General features: G+C 68.0%; 17 protein-coding genes. 16 read left to right on the top strand and 1 reads right to left on the bottom strand.

All coding sequences use genetic code 11. The features are described from left to right. Positions 1–23 precede the first annotated feature (23 nt). The 15 genes from C441_RS14920 to argF all read left to right on the top strand — a co-directional run bounded on the left by C441_RS14920 (position 24) and on the right by argF (position 15,547). Positions 24–614, top strand: coding sequence for a DUF7529 family protein (locus tag C441_RS14920; RefSeq protein WP_007275829.1), 591 nt, complete (start codon positions 24–26; stop codon positions 612–614). A 132-nt stretch (positions 615–746) separates the two neighbouring features. Continuing rightward, positions 747–1,601 carry a CBS domain-containing protein gene (locus C441_RS14915; RefSeq protein ID WP_007275828.1) on the top strand — a complete coding sequence of 285 codons (855 nt, stop codon included), beginning with the start codon at positions 747–749 and terminating at the stop codon, positions 1,599–1,601. Continuing rightward, entirely contained in the window at positions 1,594–3,378 is a 1,785-nt protein-coding gene (gene glyS, locus C441_RS14910) for a glycine--tRNA ligase (RefSeq protein WP_007275827.1), read from the top strand. Before C441_RS14915 ends, glyS begins: the two co-directional genes overlap by 8 nt. 6 nt (positions 3,379–3,384) lie before the next feature. Next, positions 3,385–3,987, top strand: coding sequence for a hypothetical protein (locus tag C441_RS14905; RefSeq protein WP_007275826.1), 603 nt, complete (start codon positions 3,385–3,387; stop codon positions 3,985–3,987). A 43-nt stretch (positions 3,988–4,030) separates the two neighbouring features. Next, positions 4,031–4,516: a cation:proton antiporter regulatory subunit gene (locus C441_RS14900; RefSeq protein WP_007275825.1), complete on the top strand. Its 486-nt coding sequence runs from the start codon at positions 4,031–4,033 to the stop codon at positions 4,514–4,516. Beyond that, positions 4,516–5,730, top strand: coding sequence for a cation:proton antiporter (locus C441_RS14895; RefSeq protein WP_007275824.1), 1,215 nt, complete (start codon positions 4,516–4,518; stop codon positions 5,728–5,730). The genes C441_RS14900 and C441_RS14895 overlap by 1 nt, the downstream gene beginning before the upstream one ends. A gap of 522 nt (positions 5,731–6,252) precedes the next feature. Further along, positions 6,253–7,470, top strand: coding sequence for an argininosuccinate synthase (locus C441_RS14890; RefSeq protein ID WP_007275823.1), 1,218 nt, complete (start codon positions 6,253–6,255; stop codon positions 7,468–7,470). Position 7,471: 1 nt separating this feature from the next. Continuing rightward, positions 7,472–8,938: an argininosuccinate lyase gene (argH, locus tag C441_RS14885; RefSeq protein ID WP_007275822.1), complete on the top strand. Its 1,467-nt coding sequence runs from the start codon at positions 7,472–7,474 to the stop codon at positions 8,936–8,938. 281 nt (positions 8,939–9,219) lie between these two features. Next, positions 9,220–9,399, top strand: coding sequence for a lysine biosynthesis protein LysW (gene lysW / locus C441_RS14880; protein ID WP_004968787.1), 180 nt, complete (start codon positions 9,220–9,222; stop codon positions 9,397–9,399). A gap of 1 nt (position 9,400) precedes the next feature. Further along, entirely contained in the window at positions 9,401–10,276 is an 876-nt protein-coding gene (gene lysX / locus C441_RS14875; protein WP_007275821.1) for a lysine biosynthesis protein LysX, read from the top strand. After that, positions 10,273–11,316: an N-acetyl-gamma-glutamyl-phosphate reductase gene (gene argC / locus C441_RS14870; protein WP_007275820.1), complete on the top strand. Its 1,044-nt coding sequence runs from the start codon at positions 10,273–10,275 to the stop codon at positions 11,314–11,316. Before lysX ends, argC begins: the two co-directional genes overlap by 4 nt. Positions 11,317–11,373: 57 nt before the next feature. After that, positions 11,374–12,306 carry an acetylglutamate/acetylaminoadipate kinase gene (locus tag C441_RS14865; protein WP_007275819.1) on the top strand — a complete coding sequence of 311 codons (933 nt, stop codon included), beginning with the start codon at positions 11,374–11,376 and terminating at the stop codon, positions 12,304–12,306. Then, positions 12,303–13,439, top strand: coding sequence for an aspartate aminotransferase family protein (locus C441_RS14860; protein WP_007275818.1), 1,137 nt, complete (start codon positions 12,303–12,305; stop codon positions 13,437–13,439). The genes C441_RS14865 and C441_RS14860 overlap by 4 nt, the downstream gene beginning before the upstream one ends. Continuing rightward, the gene (locus tag C441_RS14855; protein ID WP_007275817.1) at positions 13,436–14,578 is read left to right on the top strand and encodes a [LysW]-lysine hydrolase; all 1,143 of its coding nucleotides are present in this window, start codon (positions 13,436–13,438) and stop codon (positions 14,576–14,578) included. Before C441_RS14860 ends, C441_RS14855 begins: the two co-directional genes overlap by 4 nt. 69 nt (positions 14,579–14,647) lie before the next feature. After that, positions 14,648–15,547, top strand: coding sequence for an ornithine carbamoyltransferase (gene argF, locus C441_RS14850; protein ID WP_007275816.1), 900 nt, complete (start codon positions 14,648–14,650; stop codon positions 15,545–15,547). A 13-nt stretch (positions 15,548–15,560) separates the two neighbouring features. Here the strand turns inward: argF and C441_RS14845 are convergent, their stop codons facing one another. Beyond that, on the bottom strand, positions 15,561–16,025 hold the full coding sequence (locus tag C441_RS14845) for an ester cyclase (RefSeq protein ID WP_049920623.1): 465 nt from the start codon (positions 16,023–16,025) through the stop codon (positions 15,561–15,563). Positions 16,026–16,175: 150 nt separating this feature from the next. Between C441_RS14845 and C441_RS14840 the strand changes: the two genes are divergently transcribed. Continuing rightward, positions 16,176–18,380 (top strand): ATP-dependent DNA helicase, encoded by a 2,205-nt coding sequence (locus C441_RS14840; protein WP_007275814.1) that lies wholly within the window; start codon positions 16,176–16,178, stop codon positions 18,378–18,380. Positions 18,381–18,384 lie beyond the last annotated feature (4 nt).

Here is an 18,384-nt window from a genome sequence, read left to right as displayed (position 1 = left end):
CATATACGTCGTCCAGAACGGGTATGGCCGAACTCGGAGACGACGAGACGCCCGAGGTCGAACGCATCGCCGGCGAGGCGGACCGTCGCCGCGAGGCGTGGGGCGCGACGCTCGACGACATGGCCGCGATGGCCGACGACTTCGAGGACGAGGGGTGGACGACGGTCCGCATCGCCGCGGGCGACAGCGGCCCGTTCGGTCCCTCCAGCGGGAAGGGCGACGAGGGGGCGTTCGGCCTCGCGTACGTCATCCCCGGCGACAAGGCCGAGACGGTCGCCGAGCTGTTCGAGGCGACCACGTTCCCCGAGTACGAAGTCTACCGCGCGGAGAACGACGGCCGCGTGTACATCGTGACGGCGCTGTTCTCGCCGGAGACCGAGACCGCGGTCTTCATCGCGGGCGCGTGGGACCTCCGCGAGGCGCTTGAGTGTGCGACCGTCGCCGTCGAAGAGGGTCGGATGTACTCCTATCTCCAGAAGCTCGACGGCACCATCGTTGGCGTCGTCGAACACGACGACCCCGAGAAGTTCTTCCCCAACCTCGACGCGATTCGGCGGTACGCGCCGAACGGCGGCGATGGCGACGGCGACGGCGAGACCGACGACGGCAACTGAGCCGAGAGCCGTTCTGCTTCTGCGCCGTGTGCGCATCCCCTGTCCCCCGGCCCCCGCGAGCCGCGGCGGACGCCTGTCAGCGAGGCGAAAGCGTTCGCAGAGTACATTAGGCGGGGGGAAGAAAGCGGGTGTATGAAAGTAGCCGACGCGATGACCCGCGGCGAGGAGGTCGTGACGGTGTCCCTGCCGGGCACCCGCGACGACGTTCTGGAATACCTCCAAGAGCGTGGGTTCTCTTCCGTTCCCGTGGTGAAAGAGACCGACGAGGGGACGAAGTACCGAGGGCTCATCTCTCGGGAGGACCTCATCGAACACCCCGACGAGGACCAGCTGGCGGTGCTCGTCCGCGAGGTGCCGACCGCGAGCGCCGACGACGACCTCGAAGCCGTGGCCGCGACGATGGTCTCGGAGGGCGCGCGCCGAATCCCCGTCGTCGACGGCGACGCCATCGAGGGCATCCTCACCGTCACCGACGTGGTCCGGGCCATCGCCCGCGGCGACATCGACGGCGAGACCGAGGTCGGCGACCTCGCCACCCGCGACGTGAACACGACGTACGTCGACGTTCCCCTCCACATCGTCGAACGCGAGATATTCTACGCGAACGTCCCCTACGCGGTCGTCCTCGACGACGAGGCCTCGCTGGCCGGCATCGTGACCGAAGTCGACATCATCGAGGTCGCCCGCGTCGTCGAAGGCGAGGCCGGCACCGGCGACTCGGTCGCCAATCAGGACGACGAGTGGATGTGGGAGGGCATCAAGGCGGTCGGCAACCGCTACATCCCGACCCGGAACGTCGAGATTCCGGCCGAGCCGGTCTCGAAGTTCATGAGCGACGACCTCGTGAGCGTCGCGACGCGCGTCACCGCCAAGGACGCCGCCCAGACGATGATCCGCGAGGATATCGAGCAGATCCCGCTCGTCTCCGGCGACGAGCTCATCGGCGTCGTCCGCGACGTGAACCTGCTGGAGGCGCTGTATGAGTGAGGGCGACGAGTCCGCCGCGCTCACCGAACTCGCAAAGCGCCGGGGCTTTTTCTTCGGCTCCTCGGAGGCCTACGGCGGCGTCGGCGGGTTCTACACCTACGGCCCGCAGGGCGCGGCCCTGAAGTCCAACGTCGAGGAGGCGTGGCGCGAGCGCTTCGCCGTCCAGGAGGGCAACCTCGAAATCGAAGCGCCGACCATCATGCCCGAGCCGGTCTTCGAGGCGTCGGGCCACCTCGACGGCTTCGACGACATGCTCGTCGAGTGCGCCGAGTGCGGCGAGTCCCACCGCGCGGACCACCTCATCGAGGACAACTCGGAACTGGAAGACGCCGAGACGCTGTCGCCCGAGGAAGCGGCCGAGAAAATCGCCGACCTCGGACTCGTCTGTCCGACCTGCGGCGCTGACCTCGCCGGCCAGTCGGTCGAGGACTTCAACCTCATGTTCGAGACGAACATCGGCCCCGGCTCGTCGACGCCGGGCTACCTCCGGCCCGAGACGGCACAGGGCATCTTCGTGGAGTTCCCGCGCATCAAGGAGTACGCGCGCAACAGCCTCCCGTTCGGCGTGACGCAGGTCGGTCGCGCCTACCGCAACGAGATTTCGCCGCGGAAGAGCATCGTCCGCACCCGCGAGTTCACGCAGGCCGAACTGGAGCACTTCATCGACCCCGAGCGCGACGAGGCCGACCTTTCGGCGGTCGAGGACGTCGAGGTGCTTCTGTACCCCGCGACCGAACAGGAGGCCGACGACGGCGACTACGTCGAGACCACCATCGGCGAGGCCGTCGAAGACGGTATCATCGGCAACGCGTGGCTCGGCTACTTCCTCGGCATCGCCCAGGAGTGGTACGAGACGGTCGGCGTCGACATGGACCGCTTCCGCTTCCGCCAGCACCTCGCGGGCGAGCGCGCCCACTACTCCTCGGACTGCTGGGACGCAGAAAGCGAGGTCGACGGCGACTGGATAGAGATCGCGGGCTTCTCCTACCGGAGCGACTACGACCTCTCGAAACACGGCGAGTACGGCGACGACGACTTCACCGTCTTCCAGCAGTACGACGAGCCGAAGACGGTCGAGCGCGCCGTCGTCGACCCCGACATGGCGACGCTCGGCCCCGAGTTCGGCGCGCGGGCCGCCGACGTGGCCGAGGCGCTAGAGACGCTCGCCGAGCGCGACCCCGACGCCTTCGACGCCGACGAGGTCACCCTCGACGTCGACGGCGAGGAAGTCACCGTCGACACCGACGTGGCCAACTTCTCGGTCGAGACGCAGACCGAGGCGGGCGAGCACATCACGCCGCACGTGGTCGAGCCCTCGTTCGGTATCGACCGCACGGTGTACACGCTCCTCGCGCACGCGTACGAGACCGACGAGGTCGACGGCGAGGCGCGGAGCTACCTCTCGCTTTCGCCGTCGGTCGCGCCGACGAACGTCGGCGTCTTCCCGCTCGTGAGCAACGTCGACGAACTGGTCGACCTCGCGGACGACGTGGCCGAAGAACTCCGCGCGGCCGGCTTCGCGGTCGTCTACGACGACTCCGGTAGCATCGGTCGACGCTACCGCCGGCAGGACGAGGTGGGCACGCCGTTCTGCATCACCATCGACCGCGACGGGCTCGAAGGCGACGGCGCGAACACCGTCACCATCCGCGAGCGCGACAGCGGCAAGCAGGTCCGACTGCCCGTCGACGACCTCGTCGGAACGCTCGTCGGCCTGCGCGCCGGCACCGCCTCGTTCGACGACGTGCTCGACGACAACGAGGTCGTCGAGGCGTAACCCGCCGTGGGGCGACCGAGCACCGCCGAGGTGAAGCGGCGACTGGTCCACGCGAGCGGCTCGGGGATGCCGCTTTTGTACCTCCTCGGGCTGGTCGAGTGGCGTACCCTCGGGTATCTGTTCGTCTTCCTCGCGGCGGTCGTCAGCGTCCTCGAACTGCTCCGGCTGTTCGGCGGTCTCCAGTGGGCCGTCTACGACGAACTCACCCGCGAGTACGAACAGGACAACGTCGCCGGCTACGCGCTGTACGTCTACAGCCAGACCGCCGTCGCGCTGGTGTTCGGCCCACACATCGCGGTGCCGGGGATGCTCATGCTAACCATCGGCGACCCGATAAGCGGCCTCATGGGCTCCGCGCCGGTGGGCGAGCTGAAGTCGGCGCGGACGCTCGCGGCGATGTTCGCGGTCTGTTTCATCCTCGCCGCGCCGTTCGTGATTCCCGTCTCGGGAGTCGCCGCGGGCGGGCTCGCCGCGGCCGCCGGAGCCGCCGGCGCGACGCTGGCCGACGGCGCGAAGCCGGTCGTCGCCGGCTACGTCATCGACGACAACCTCTCGATTCCGCCGGTCGCCTGTACCGCCATCGCGGTGACGCTCTGGCTTCTCGCCTGAGCGGAAGGCGGCTTTATTTCGTCCGCTCGCTAATCGTCGAGTCATGACTGTCTACGAGAGCGACCTTCCGGGCGTCGGGAAGAAACACGAGGTTGAGCTCGGCGACGGCTCCCGGCTCGTCATCGTGACGCACAACACGGGGAAACGAGAGGTGTTCCGGCGCGCGAGCGCCGACAGCGACTCGGAGAAGCTGTTCGAACTCACCGACAAGCTCGCCCGGCAGGTGGGGACGCTCCTCGAAGGCGCGTACTTCCAGCCGGTCCAGACCGAGACCATCGAGACGCTTCTGGGCGACAACACGCTCATCGAGTGGGTCGAAGTCGGCGCGGACTCCGACATCGCGGGGAAGACCCTCGGCGAGTCCGACCTCCGGCAGGCGACCGGCGCGTCCGTCATCGCCATCGAGCGGGGCGACGAGGTCATCACCTCGCCCGGCGGCGACGCGATGGTCGAAGCCGGCGACACGCTCGTCGTCATCGGTCCCAAGACGGCCTGCCGCGACTTCGTCGCGCTCGTCAAAGGGACCTGATGGCGGCGGCGCTCCTCGAATTCGGCTACCTGTTCGCCGTCCTCGCGGTCGTCGGAGCGGTCGCGCTCCGCCTCGGCCTGTCGGTGATTCCCCTCTACGTCGTCGGCGGCGTCGTCGCCGGGCCGTACGTCGCCGGGCGGTTCGGCCTCCCGTACGTCCCGAACGGCGAGGTCGTGACGATTCTGGCGGAACTCGGTATCGTCCTCCTCCTGTTTTTCCTCGGCTTGGAGTTCAGCCTCGACCGGCTCCGGGCGTCCGGGGCGAAAATCGGCCGCGCGGGCGTCATCGACCTCGCGGTGAACCTCCCCATCGGCGTCGCCATCGGCCTCGTCCTCGGGTGGTCGCCGGTCGAGGCGCTCCTGCTCGGCGGCATCGTCTACATCTCGTCGTCGGCCATCGTGACGAAGACGCTCATCGACCTCGGGTGGATTGCGGACCCCGAGTCGGAGCCGATTTTGGGCACGCTCGTCTTCGAGGACCTCGCCATCGCGGTCTACCTCGCGGTCGTCACCTCGCTCGTGCTCGGCGGCGACGGCGGCGTCGCGGCCATCGGCCGGTCGCTCGCCATCGCCTTCGGCTTCCTCGGCCTCCTGTTCGTGGCCGTCCAGTACGGAACGGCGCTTTTCGCCCGCGTCCTCGACGTGGAGAACCAGGAGGCGTTCGTCCTGCGGGCGCTCGCGGTCGTCGTCCCCATCTCGGGCGCGGCGCTCGCGCTCGGGGTGAGCGAGGCCGTCGCGGCGTTCTTCGTCGGCATGGGCTTTTCGACGAGCGGCCACAGAGAGCGGCTCGAACACTTGCTCGTCTCCGTGCGCGACGTGTTCGCCGCGGTGTTCTTCTTCTGGATCGGCCTCGGCACCGACCCGACGCTGTTGGCGGCGGCGGCCGTCCCGCTCGCCATCGCGGTCGTCGTGTCCACGCCGTCGAAGGTTCTCTCGGGCTATCTCGGCGGTCGGGCGTACGACCTCTCGGCGCACCGGTCGCTCCGGGTCGGCGTCGGGATGGTCCCCCGCGGCGAGTTCTCGCTCGTCATCGCGGCGCTGGCCGCGGCGGGCACGACGCCGGTGATGCGCGAAATCATCCCGGCGTTCGCCGTCGGCTACGTCTTCGTCATGAGCGCGCTCGGAACGGTGCTGATGCAACGGTCGGACCTCGTGGAGCGACTCGTCTTCCGCGGCGGCGCGGCGGACGGCGACGCCTCGACGGAGAGCGCCTGAGTCGCCCGGCGCGGTTTCTGCCCGTCGGTTGCGGCCGCGACGAACGCGACCGACTCGAACGCCGAGGCCGACTCGACTGACTCGGCCGGCCACAGAACACTTACCCGAGGAGCCGTCACGTTGCGGGTGCTATGACCCTTATCGAGTGGCTCGTCATCGCAGTCGTCGTGGTCGCGCTCGTCGCGCTCGTCCTCGCGCTCGTCGACAACGAACTGCTGGTCGAACTCGCCGGGGAGTTGCTCGACTGAGGAAACGTTTGCGTCGCCGGAAGCGTTTAATAGGGACGACGTCGTAGCGTTTCACAACAATGGCGACTCGCAGTACTTGCGCCACTTTTGCCCCACTGCGAGCCGCGGCTGTCCGACCCCGACGACGGGCCCTTTAGGGCCACAATCATCATCTCCTTCGGGACACGTCGAAATCTCTAATCTCCATTTTTCGTGCCTATAGGCATCTCTACCTCTTAATTTCACAGATTGAATGCAAAGAATTTATCTGTATGTCCCCGCCACAGACGAGTACATGAAGAAAGTCGCACTCGCGTTCTCGGGCGGACTCGACACGACAGTCTGCGTCCCGATCCTCGAAGAGGAGTACGGATACGACGAGGTCGTCGGCGTCACGGTCGACGTCGGCCAGCCCGAAGAGGAGTTCGAGGAGGCCTACGAGACGGCCGAGGCCCTCGGACTGGAACACCACGTCGTCGACGCGAAACAGGAGTTCGCACAGCTCTGTCTCGACTCGGTCTGCGCCAACGCGGACTATCAGGGCTACCCGCTCGGCACCGCGCTCGCGCGCCCGGTCATCGCCAAGGCCATCCTCGAACTCGCCGAGGAGCAGGGCTGTGACGGCATCGCCCACGGCTGTACGGGCAAGGGTAACGACCAGCTCCGTTTCGAGGCGGTCTGGCGCGCCTCCGACCTCGAAGTCATCGCGCCCGTCCGCGAGATGGGCATGACCCGCGAGTGGGAAATCGAGTACGCCGCCGAGAAGGACCTCCCGGTGCAGGGCGGCAACGAGGGCGTCTGGTCCATCGACACGAACCTCTGGAGCCGTTCCATCGAGGGCGGCAACCTCGAAGACCCCGGCTACGTCCCGCCGGAGGACATCTACGAGTGGACCGACCAGCCCTCGGACGAGACGGAGCTCATCGAAATCGCGTTCGAAGACGGCTACCCGGTCGCCGTCGACGACGAGGAGCTCGAACCCCTCGAACTCATCTCGCTTCTCAACGAGAAGGCCGGCAAGCACGGCGTCGGCCGCACGGACATGATGGAAGACCGCATGCTCGGCCTCAAGGTGCGCGAGAACTACGAGCACCCGGCCGCGACGACGCTCCTGAACGCCCACGAGGCGCTAGAAGGGCTCGTCCTCACGAAAGAAGAGCGTGACTTCAAGGCCACCGTCGACAACGAGTGGTCCCAGAAGGCCTACGAGGGCCTCATCGATGCGCCGCTCGTGGGCGCGCTGAACGCCTTCGTCGAGAAGACCCAAGAGCGCGTCACGGGCACCGTGACCATCAAGTTCGAGGGCGGACAGGCCCGCCCGGTCGGCCGCGAGTCCGAGTACGCCGCCTACTCCGAGTCCGCCGCCTCCTTCAACACGGAGACGGTCGACGGCATCGAGCAAGCCGACGCGACGGGCGTCGCCAAGTACCACGGCTTCCAGGCGCGTCTCGCAAACCAGAGCGCGAAGAAGCAGAAGCCCGAACTCGCCGCAGACGGCGGTAGCGACGAGTAAGATGGCAGGCGAGGACGGCGACTCCGAGGGCGTCATCCGTCGGGACCGCTTCAGCGGCGGCCCCGCCCGCGGGTTCATGTCGAGCCTCGCGGCCGACGAACGCATCTTCGAGGCCGACCTCGCCGTCGACCGGGCGCACGTCGTGATGCTCGCGGCCCAAGACATCATCGAGGCAGAGGTCGCGAGCGAGATTCTCGCCGCGCTGGACGAGGTCGAGGCCGCGGGCCACGACGCGCTTTCGGGCGGCGAAGACGTCCACGAGGCCATCGAGGCCGCCGTCATCGACATCGTCGGCCCCGACGGCGGGAAGATGCACACCGCCCGCTCGCGCAACGACGAGGTGGCGACCTGCATCCGCTACCGCCTGCGCGAGGACGTGCTTTCGGCCCTCGACGCCGCGCTCGCCCTGCGCGAGTCGTTACTCGAGACGGCCGCCGAACACACCGAGACGGTGATGCCCGGCTACACGCACCTCCAGCCCGCGCAACCGACGACGGTCGCGCACTTCCTGTGTTCGTACGAGCGGGCGGTCGCCCGCGACTGCGCCCGCCTCATGTGCGCGTACGAGCGCATCAACCAGTCGCCGCTCGGGTCGGCGGCGTTCGCGGGCACGCCCTTCGACGTGAACCGCGAACTCGTGGCCGACCTGCTCGGCTTCGACCGCGTGATGGAGAACTCGATGGACGCCTCGGCGACCCGCGACTTCCTCGCGGAGACGCTGTCGGCGCTCACGACCCACGCGGTCACGCTCTCCGGTCTCGCCGAGGACCTCGTGATATTCTCGAACAAGGGCCTCGTCGAGCTGTCGGACGACTACTCGTCGACCTCCTCCATCATGCCGCAGAAGAAGAACCCCGACACGATGGAGCTCGTCCGCGCCGTCGCGGGCGACGCGGTCGGGGAACTCACCGGCCTCCTGACGACGCTGAAGGGACTGCCGCGCGCGTACAACCGCGACCTCCAGCGCGCCCACAAACACGCGTTCCGCACCGTCGACGACGTGGCCGAGGCGGCCGCGGTGGCCGCCGGCGCGGTCGGGTCGGCGACGTGGCCCGAAGGCGAACTCGCCGCGGCCGCCGGCGACGGTTTCTCGACCGCGACCGGCGTGGCGGACCTGCTGGCGATGGCCGGCCTCCCGTTCCGCACGGCCCACGAGGTCGTCGCGGAGGCGGCCGCCCGCTCGGAGGGAACGCCCGACGTGGCAACACTTGACGCCGTCGCTACGGACGTATTAGGTGAGTCACTCTTTACGCACGTGACAGCCGAGGCCGTCGAAGCCGCGCTCGACCCGACCGAGAGCGTGGCGAGTCGCGATTCGGTCGGCGGGCCCGCGCCCGCCGCCGTGGAGGCGACGCTCTCGACGGCCCGCGACGAGCTCTCGGACGACGCCGCCGCCGTCGCCGACGCCCGCGACTCGCTCGCGGCGGCCGCCGAGGGCCTCGACGAGGAGGTTTCGAGCTATGTCTGAGTCCGGACGCGCGACGCCCGCGGGCCTGCTTCGACGACCGCGAGCGACCGCGCCGCGACGACGACCACCACGCCCGACGCGGGGGACGGGTCGACCGGTCCGACGACCGGTCCCGTCTCCGGCGTCGAGTGAGCGTGGCACCCAAGCTCGACGCGTCGTTCGGCCGGCCCGTACGTTCGGCCGATTCGACAGATAACACCCGTTAGAGACTTCTTTGCGTTAATTTTCCACGCGTAATTTTCGACGCCTTTAATACCGTCCGTCGACCAGCCACGGATGTAATGAGCGACACCATCACCGCGGAAGACCCGCTGAGCGGAGAGGAAATCGAACTGCCGTCCGACGTCGAAGTCGGCGAAATCATCGACAGCCCCGCCACGGGCGCAGAGCTGGAAGTCGTCTCCCTCGACCCCGTGACACTCGAAGAAGCGCCCGAGCTCGAAGAGGACTGGGGAGAGTAAATTGCACGTTGGACTGCTCTATTCCCGGATTCGCCGCGACGAGAAGCTCCTGCTCAACGAGCTTCGCGACCGCGGCCACGAGGTGACGAAGATAGACGTTCGGAAAGAGCAGTTCGACCTCACGGAGCCGCCGGAATCGTTCGACGGACTCGACGTGGTGGTCGACCGCTGTCTGGCGACGAGCAGGAGCATCTACATCACGCGCTTCCTGCAGTCGTACGGAATCCCGGTCGTCAACTCCCACGAGACCGCCGACATCTGCGCCGACAAGGCGAAAAACAGCCTCGCGCTCGCGGACGCGGGCGTGCCCACGCCGAACACGAAAGTGGCGTTCACGGTCGAATCGGCGATGGAAATCGTCGAGGAGTTCGGCTACCCCTGCGTCCTCAAGCCGGTCGTCGGCTCGTGGGGTCGCCTGATGGCGAAAATCGACTCCGAGTCGGCCGCCGAGGCCATCCTCGAACACAAGTCGACGCTCGGTAACTACGAGCACAAGGTGTTCTACATCCAGGAGTTCGTCGAGAAACCGGGCCGCGACATCCGCGTGCTCGCCGTCGACGGCGAACCCGTGGCCGCGATGGTCCGCTCGTCGGACCACTGGCTCACGAACGCCGCGAAGGGCGCGAGCGTCGACGAGTTCGAACTCGACGACCGCGCGAAGGAACTCGTCAAGCAGGCGTCCGACGCGGTCGGCGGCGGCTTACTCGGCGTCGACCTCATGGAGACGGGAGACGACTACACCGTCCACGAGGTCAACCACACCGTCGAGTTCAAGGCGCTCAACGACGCCGTCGAGACGGACGTTCCCGCGACGGTCGTCGACTGGCTCGAAGCCAAGGTCGACGGCGAGCAGTCGCTGGCGGAGGTCTCGGCGTGAGCGACCGGCTCACCGCGGGCGTCGTCGGCGGCTCCGGCTTCACCGGCGGCGAACTGCTCCGCCTGCTCGACGGCCACCCGAACTTCGACGTCGAACAGGCCACGAGCCGCTCTTACGAGCGCAAGACCGTCGGTCACGTCCACCCGAACCTTCGTCACCTCGACCTCCGTTTCACCTCGCCGGAGGACCTCGAATCGGTCGACGTGCTGTTCACGGCGACGCCCCACGGCGTCTCGATGGAGCACATCGACGCCTTTCAGGACGCGGCGGACACCGTCGTCGACCTCTCCGCTGACTTCCGCCTCTCGGAGGCGGCGCAGTACGACGAGTGGTACGACGGCCACGTCTGCCCCGAATACCTCGAACAGTCGGAGTACGCGCTCCCCGAACTTAACCGCGAGAACCTCCCCGGCGCGGACCTCATCGCCGCGGGCGGCTGTAACGCGACCGCGACGATTCTCGGCCTCAAGCCGCTTTTCGACGCCGGCATCCTCTCCGGCGACGAGCAGGTCGTCGTGGACGTGAAAGTCGGCTCGTCGGAGGGCGGCGCGGGCGCGAGCAAGGCGTCGTCGCACGCCGAGCGCTCGGGCATCGTCCGGCCCTACGCGCCGACCGGCCACCGCCACGAGGCCGAAATCGAGGAGTACCTCGGCCTCTCGGTCTCGTTTACCGTCCACGCGGTCGACATGGTTCGCGGCGCGGCGGCGACCTGTCACGTCTTCCCCGACGGCCCCGTCTCGAAGGGCGACATGTGGAAAGCGTTCCGCGGCTCCTACGGCGACGAACCGTTCATGCGCACCGTCGCCGGCGGCGGCGGCGTCTACCGCTACCCGGAACCGAAGTCGGTCGCCGGGACGAACTTCGGCGAGGTCGGCTTCGAAATCGACCCCGGAAACCGACGACTCGTCGTCTTCTCGGCCATCGACAACATGATGAAAGGCTCCGCGGGGCAGGCGGTCCACGCCGCCAACATCGCGCTTGGGCTGGAGGAGACTGCCGGACTCGACTTCACCGGCTTCCACCCCATCGGCTCGCCCTGACCGCACCGCCCCCGAACGGACTCGCCCCCGACACACGATTTACGCACCATTTCGACTATGACAGGATACACACGCGAGGAACTGCTCGCGGCACACGAACAGCTCGTCGACAACGAAGCGAATCTACTCACCGATGGCGGCAAGGAGCCGCCGGTCGTCGTCAAAATCGGCGGCGCGAAGGCCGTCGACCCGAAGGGAGCCGTCTCCGACGTGGCCCACCTCGTCGCCAACGGCACCGACGTGGTCGTCGTCCACGGCGGCTCGACCGCCGTCGACGAGACGCTCGAAGAACTCGGCGAGGAGCCGACCTACGTCGAGTCGCCCTCGGGCGTCTCCGGCCGCTTCACCGACGAGCGCACCATGGAGGTCTTCTCGATGGTGATGCCCGGAAAGCTCAACACGGACCTGACCGCGCTGTTCCGCGAGGCGGGCGTCGACGCGCTCGGCCTCTCGGGCGTCGACGGCGGCCTCCTGACCGGGCCGCGCAAGTCGGCCGTCCGCGTCGTCGAAGACGGCAAGAAGAAGATCAAGCGCGGCGACCACTCCGGGAAGATTACCTCGGTGAACGCGACGCTCCTCGAAACGCTCCTCGACGGCGGCTACACGCCCATCGTGACCGTTCCGATGCTCGCCGACGACGGCGTGCCGGTCAACGCCGACGCCGACCGCGCCGCCGCCGCGGTCGCGGGCGCGCTCGGCGCGAAACTCGTCGTCCTCACCGACGTGAAAGGCGTCTACGCCGACCCCGACGACGAGTCCACGCTCATCGAGACGGCCGACACGCCCGAGGGGTTCTCGGCGCTCGAATCGGCCGCTGAGGGGTTCATGACCAAGAAGGTCATGGCCGCGAAGGAGGCGCTCGACGGCGGGGCCGCCGAGGTCGTCGTCTCCGACGCGAACCTCAACGACCCCATCGTGACGGCGCTCAACGGCGGCGGCACGCACGTGACGCCCGGCGCGCTGGTCGAAGCCGAGGGGGCCGAACAATGAGCGGCTTCGTCTTCAACGAGAAGCCCATCGCCATCGAGTCCGGCGAGGGGCCGTATCTCTACTCGGGCGACGGCACCGAGTACCTCGACTTCGGCGCGAGCTACGCCGTCGCGGCGCTCGGCCACTCCCACCCAGCGGTCACCTCCGCGATTCAGGAACAGGCCGCGAAGCTGACCTACGTGCAGGCGTCGTACCCCGTCGAGGTCCGCACCGAACTGTACGAGAAGCTGGCGACGCTCGCGCCCGGCGACATCTCGAACGTCTGGCTCTGTAACTCCGGCACCGAAGCCAACGAGGCGGCGATGAAGTTCGCCCGCTCGGCGACCGGCCGCGAGAAAATCGTCGCCACGAAGCGCGCCTTCCACGGTCGCACCCTCGGGAGCCTCGCGCTGACGTGGAAACAGAAGTACAAGAAGCCCTACGAGCCGGTCGCCGGCGGCGTGGAGTTCGTCAGCTACGGCGACGAAGCGGAACTCGCCGAGGCCGTCGACGACGAGACGGCCGCCGTGTTCTTAGAGCCGATTCAGGGCGAAGGCGGCATCAACCCCGCGACGGCGGAATATCTCCAGACCGCCCGCGACCTGACCGAGGACGCGGGTGCCGCGCTCGTCTTCGACGAGATTCAGACCGGCATCGGTCGCACCGGGTCGCTGTGGGCCTGCGAGAACGCCGGCGTCGTCCCCGACATCCTCACGAGCGCGAAGGGCATCGCCAACGGTCTCCCGCTCGGCGCGACGCTGTGTGCCGACTGGATTGCCGACGGCGCGGCCTCCCACGGCTCGACGTTCTCCGGCGGTCCCGTGGTCTGTGCGGCGGCGAACGCCACCCTCGACACAATCGTCGAGGAAGACCTGCCGGGCCACGCGGCCGCGGTGGGCGACTACCTCACGACGGAACTCGAAGCCGCCGTCGAGGAGCACGACCTGCCGGTCCGCGAGGTCCGCGGCGACGGCCTCATGGTCGGCGTCGAGGTCAAACGCGGCGCGAACCGCACGCTGAAGCACCTCGCGCTGTCCGAGCAGTTGCTCGCGCTCCCGGCGGGCCGGACGGTCGTCCGCTTCCTGCCGCCGCTCGTCATCGAGGAGGAACACGCCGACCGCGCGGTCGACGCCATGACGAACGTGTTATCATGAACGCCGAAATCGAACGCGAAGACGACGAGGCAGACGTGGAGAACGCGGGAGCGGCCGACGCCGAGACCGACGCGAGCGCCGTCTCCGACGACGGGACCGACGCCCTCGACGAAGGCGAGTGGGCCGAGGCGCGCCACCTCCTCTACGACATGGTCTCGACGCCCTCGGTGTCGGGCGAGGAGGAGGCGGCCGCCGAGGTGCTGAAGGCGTTCTTCGAGGCGCACGACCGCGAGGTGTGGATAGACGAGATCGGCAACGTCCGCGCGCCGGCCGACGACGCGGTGCTTCTCACCTCCCACATCGACACCGTCCCCGGCGACGTGCCGGTGAAGATAGAAGACGGCGTCCTCTGGGGTCGCGGGAGCGTCGACGCGACCGGACCGCTCTGCTCGATGGCCGCGGCGGCCGTCGAGACGGGCGTCTCGTTCGTCGGCGTCGTCGGCGAGGAGACCTCCTCGCGCGGCGCGTGGCACCTCGTGGAGGACCGCGAGGAGCCCGACGCGGTCGTCAACGGCGAACCCTCGGGCTGGGACGGCGTCACCCTCGGCTACCGCGGCTTCCTCTCCGGGACGTACATCTCGACGAGCGAACTGGGCCACTCCTCGCGCCCCGAGGAGAACGCCATCCAGTCCGCGGTCGCGTGGTGGTCCCGCGTGGCCGACTTCTTCGACGAGGAGCGCGACGGCGTCTTCGACACGGTGACGACCAAGCCGGTGCGCTTCGACGGCGGCCCGAGCGACGACGGCCTCGCGGTCGAGGCGACGGTGGACGTGCAGTTTCGCGTCCCGCCGCGGTACACCATCGACGACGTGCGCGAGGTCGCGGAGAGCGAACTCACCCGCGGCGGCGTCCACTGGAACAAACCCATCCCGCCGGTCATGATGAGCCCCCGCACCGACGTGGCGCGGGCGTTCCGCGTCGCCATCCGCAACGTCGGCGGCGTGAAGCCCCGGCTCCTCCGCAAGACCGGAACCAGCGACATGAACATCTTCGCCGGGACGTGGGACTGCCCGATGGCGACCTACGGCCCCGGCGACTCGGACCTCGACCACGCCCCGAACGAACACCTCGACCTCGCCGAGTTCGACAGCGCCATCGACGTGCTCGTCGACGTGTGCGAGCGCCTCGCTGACGACTGAGGCGAGCCGAGCGGCGGCGACCGAACGACCGAGACGACGAACCGACACGGAGACACGACACACGACACAATGCTCGAAACCACCCACTTCACCGACATCGACGACATCAGCGCATCGGAGTTAGACCGCGTTCTCACCCACGCCGCCGACATCAAATCCGGCGACGACGAGACGCAACTCACCCGAGCGACGCTGGCGATGCTCTTCGAGAAGCCGAGTACCCGGACGCGTGTCTCCTTCGAGACGGGGATGACCGAGCTGGGCGGCCACGCGCTGTTCCTCGGCCCGGAGGACATCCAGCTCGGCCACGGCGAGCCGCTTTCGGACACCGCGCGCGTGCTGGGTCGCTACGGCGACGCCATCATGGCCCGTCTGTTCGAACACGAGGACCTGCTCGAAATCGCCGAGCACTCCGACGTGCCGGTCATCAACGGCCTGACCGACGACGCCCACCCCTGTCAGACGCTCGCCGACCTGCTCACCATCCGCGAGCACGTCGGCGACTTCGACGAGGTGTCCGCGGCGTGGGTCGGCGACGGCAACAACGTCGGCCAGTCGTTCGTCCTCGGCTGTGCGATGGCCGGCATCGACCTCACCGTGGCGACGCCGCCGGCGTACGGCGTCGACGACGACGTGCTCGAAAAGGCGGACGAACTCGGCTCGGCACCGACGATTACGACCGACCCCGAAGAAGCCGTTTCGGACGCGGACGTGGTCTACACCGACGTGTGGATTTCGATGGGTCAAGAGGACCAGCGCCACGAGAAACTGCAGGCGTTCGAGGGGTTCCAGCTCAACGAGGAGTTGCTCTCGGGGACCGACGCGAAGGTCATGCACTGCCTGCCGGCCCACCGCGGCGAGGAGATTACCGGCGACGTGCTCGAAGGCGAGCGCTCGCTCGTCTGGGACCAGGCGGAGAACCGCCTGCACGCCCAGAAGGGCCTCATCGTCGAACTGCTCGAAGAATAAGCGAGTCCGCCGCTTACGCCGGCGCGCCCGCACTGCCTTCGGCGTCCGTCTCCGCCTCGGACGGAATCAGCCCGAGTTGCCGCATCGTCCCGAAGTAGTCGAAGGCGTCCCACTGTTCCGCGATTCTGTCGCCCTCGAAGCGGTAGATAGTGATACCGCTCGACTGCCAGTGGTTCCCGGTCGGTTCCGCGGTGAGGTACGACGGCGCTTCGTTCGTCCCTTCGAGCGTGTAGCGGACGGCGACCCGGTCGCCGGCGGCGAACAGGTCGTCGACGGTGAATTCGAGGTCCGGCGTCCCGTCGAGGACCGCCTGAACCATCTCGCGCGCGCCGTCGACGCCGCGGTCGCCCATCGGGTCGTGCATGACGAAGTCGTCGGTCGCCAGTTCGTCGAAGGCCGCCGGGTCACGGCCGTTCCACACCGCCTCTTCGACGTGCCGAACCGTCGCTTTCATCTCGGCTGTCGGTATCGGGTCCATCTCGGTTCACCCGGTGTGAGTACGTCCGGACGAAGCATAGAACATTTGTCAGTTGTTTCTGTGAGTCTTGTCTGTCGGCCGGTCGCCGCCGAGAAAAAGGCGGGGTGGGTGCTCCGAGCCTTTTAATCGGATGGCGGCCGAGATTCTCCCGTGGCCCACGCCAACGGCGCACCCGACGACGGCGACGCGGACGGCGCGTGGCGGTTCTTCCCGTACGACGAGCCGTACCCCAATCAGGAGGCGGCGATGGCCGGCATCGCCGACGCGCTCGACGACGAGCGGAACGTCCTCCTCGAAGGGGCGACCGGGACCGGGAAGACCATCTCCGCGCTCGTGCCCGCGCTCTCGTACGCCCGCGAGCACGACAAGACGGTCGTCATCACGACCAACGTCCACCAGCAGATGCGCCAGTTCGTCGAGGACGCCCGCGCCATCACCAGAGAGGAGGCCATCCGCGCGGTGGTGTTCCGCGGGAAGTCCTCGATGTGCCACATCGACGTGGGCTTTCAGGAGTGCCAGACCCTCCGAGATACGACCCGGAGCATCGTCGAAAAGGAGTCCGACAAGGCCGAACTCTCCGAGCAGGCGCAGTCGCTCCTCGACGGGATGCGCGAGGGCGAGTCCGGAGCGGCCGACGCGCGGAGCGCCGTCACGGACGAACTCGACGCCCTCGACGACGAACTGGAGGAGTTGAAAGAGGGCAACTACTGCGAGCACTACTACAACAACCTCACGCGGAACACGGACCAGTTCTTCCAGTGGCTGTTCGACGACGTGCGGACGCCCGACGAGATTTTCGAGTACGCGGGAAAGCAGAACCTCTGCGGCTACGAACTGCTCAAGGAGGGCATGGAGGGCATCGACCTCGTCGTCTGCAACTACCACCACCTGCTCGACCCGATGATACGCGAGCAGTTCTTCCGGTGGTTGGACCGCGACCCCGACGACGTGATTACGGTGTTCGACGAGGCGCACAACATCGAGAGCGCCGCCCGCGACCACGCGAGTCGCGCGCTCACCGAGAACACGCTCGAAAGCGCGATGAACGAGCTGGAAGACGAAGACGACTCGCGGGCCGAGAGCGCCCGCAACGTCATCGGGACGTTCCTCGACGCGCTTCGCGACAGCTACGAGGAGGCGTTCGGCTTCGGCGAGCGCGAGCAGGTCGGCGAGAACTGGTACGACCTCTCTATCGCCAATCAGGGCCGCCGCGACGACCTGACGATGGAGTTCCTGCAGTCCTACGAGGGCCGCGGCATCGACGTGGAGGTCGAACTCGCCCTCCAGTTGGGCAAGCAGTTGGACGAGCAGTACGAAGACGCGTACAAGAACGGCGAGGCGACGACGCGCAAGGAGTGCCAGACGCTTCAGGCGGCGAACTTCATCGCCGACTGGACGGAGATGGGCGGGGAACTCGGTCGCCATCCGATGCTGTCGGTCCGCCGCGACGGCGGCACCGACGAGATTTACGGCCGCGCCGAGCTGTACACCTGCATCCCGCGAGAGGTCACCAGAGAGCTGTTCGAGGAGGTCCACGCGAGCGTCCTGATGTCGGCGACGCTCCGCCCGTTCGACGTGACGGAGGGCACGCTCGGCCTCGAAAACCCGGTGACGATGGCCTACGGCCTCGAATACCCCGAGGAGAACCGCCGGACGTTCTCGGTCTCACTGCCCGCGCTGTTCTCCTCCGAACGCGACGACCCCGGCACGCAGGAGACCATCGAGGAGATGCTCGCTGACGCGGCCGCCTTCACGCCGGGCAACACGCTCGTGTTCTTCCCGTCGTACGCCGAGGCGGAGCGCCACCACGAGCGCCTGCGGACGAATCCGGACGTCGACGCGGAGCTGTTTTTGGACGAGCCGGGCGTCCGCGCCGAGGAGTTGCGCCGCGAGTTCGTCGGCAAGGACGGCGCGGTGCTTCTCACCTCGCTGTGGGGGACGCTCGCCGAGGGCGTGAGCTTCGACGGCGACGACGCCCGAACCGTCGTGGTCGTCGGCGTGCCCTACCCGCATCTCTCCGAGCGGCTGGAGGCGGTACAGGCCGCCTACGACCGCGCCTACCGCGGCAAGAGGGACGCCGGCTGGCGCTACGCCGTCGAGATTCCGACGATTCGGAAGACCAGACAGGCGCTCGGGCGGGTCATCCGCGCGCCCGACGACTTCGGCGTCCGCGTGCTGGCCGACAAGCGCTACACCCGCGAGAGTTCTTCCATGGGGAAGTACGGCGTCCGCGGGTCGTTCCCGGTCGAGGAGCGCGCCGAGATGGTCGACATCGCGCCGAACAAACTCAAGTTCGCGATGCTGAACTTCTACGCCGACCGCGACGCCTACGACGGCGACCCGCCGCGGCCCTGAGCGC

Origin of the sequence: Haloferax sulfurifontis ATCC BAA-897, assembly GCF_000337835.1 — an archaeon.
Lineage (GTDB): Archaea > Halobacteriota > Halobacteria > Halobacteriales > Haloferacaceae > Haloferax > Haloferax denitrificans.
Note: the sequence above shows the minus strand (reverse complement) of the source record. Positions and strands in the feature narration are given on the sequence as shown.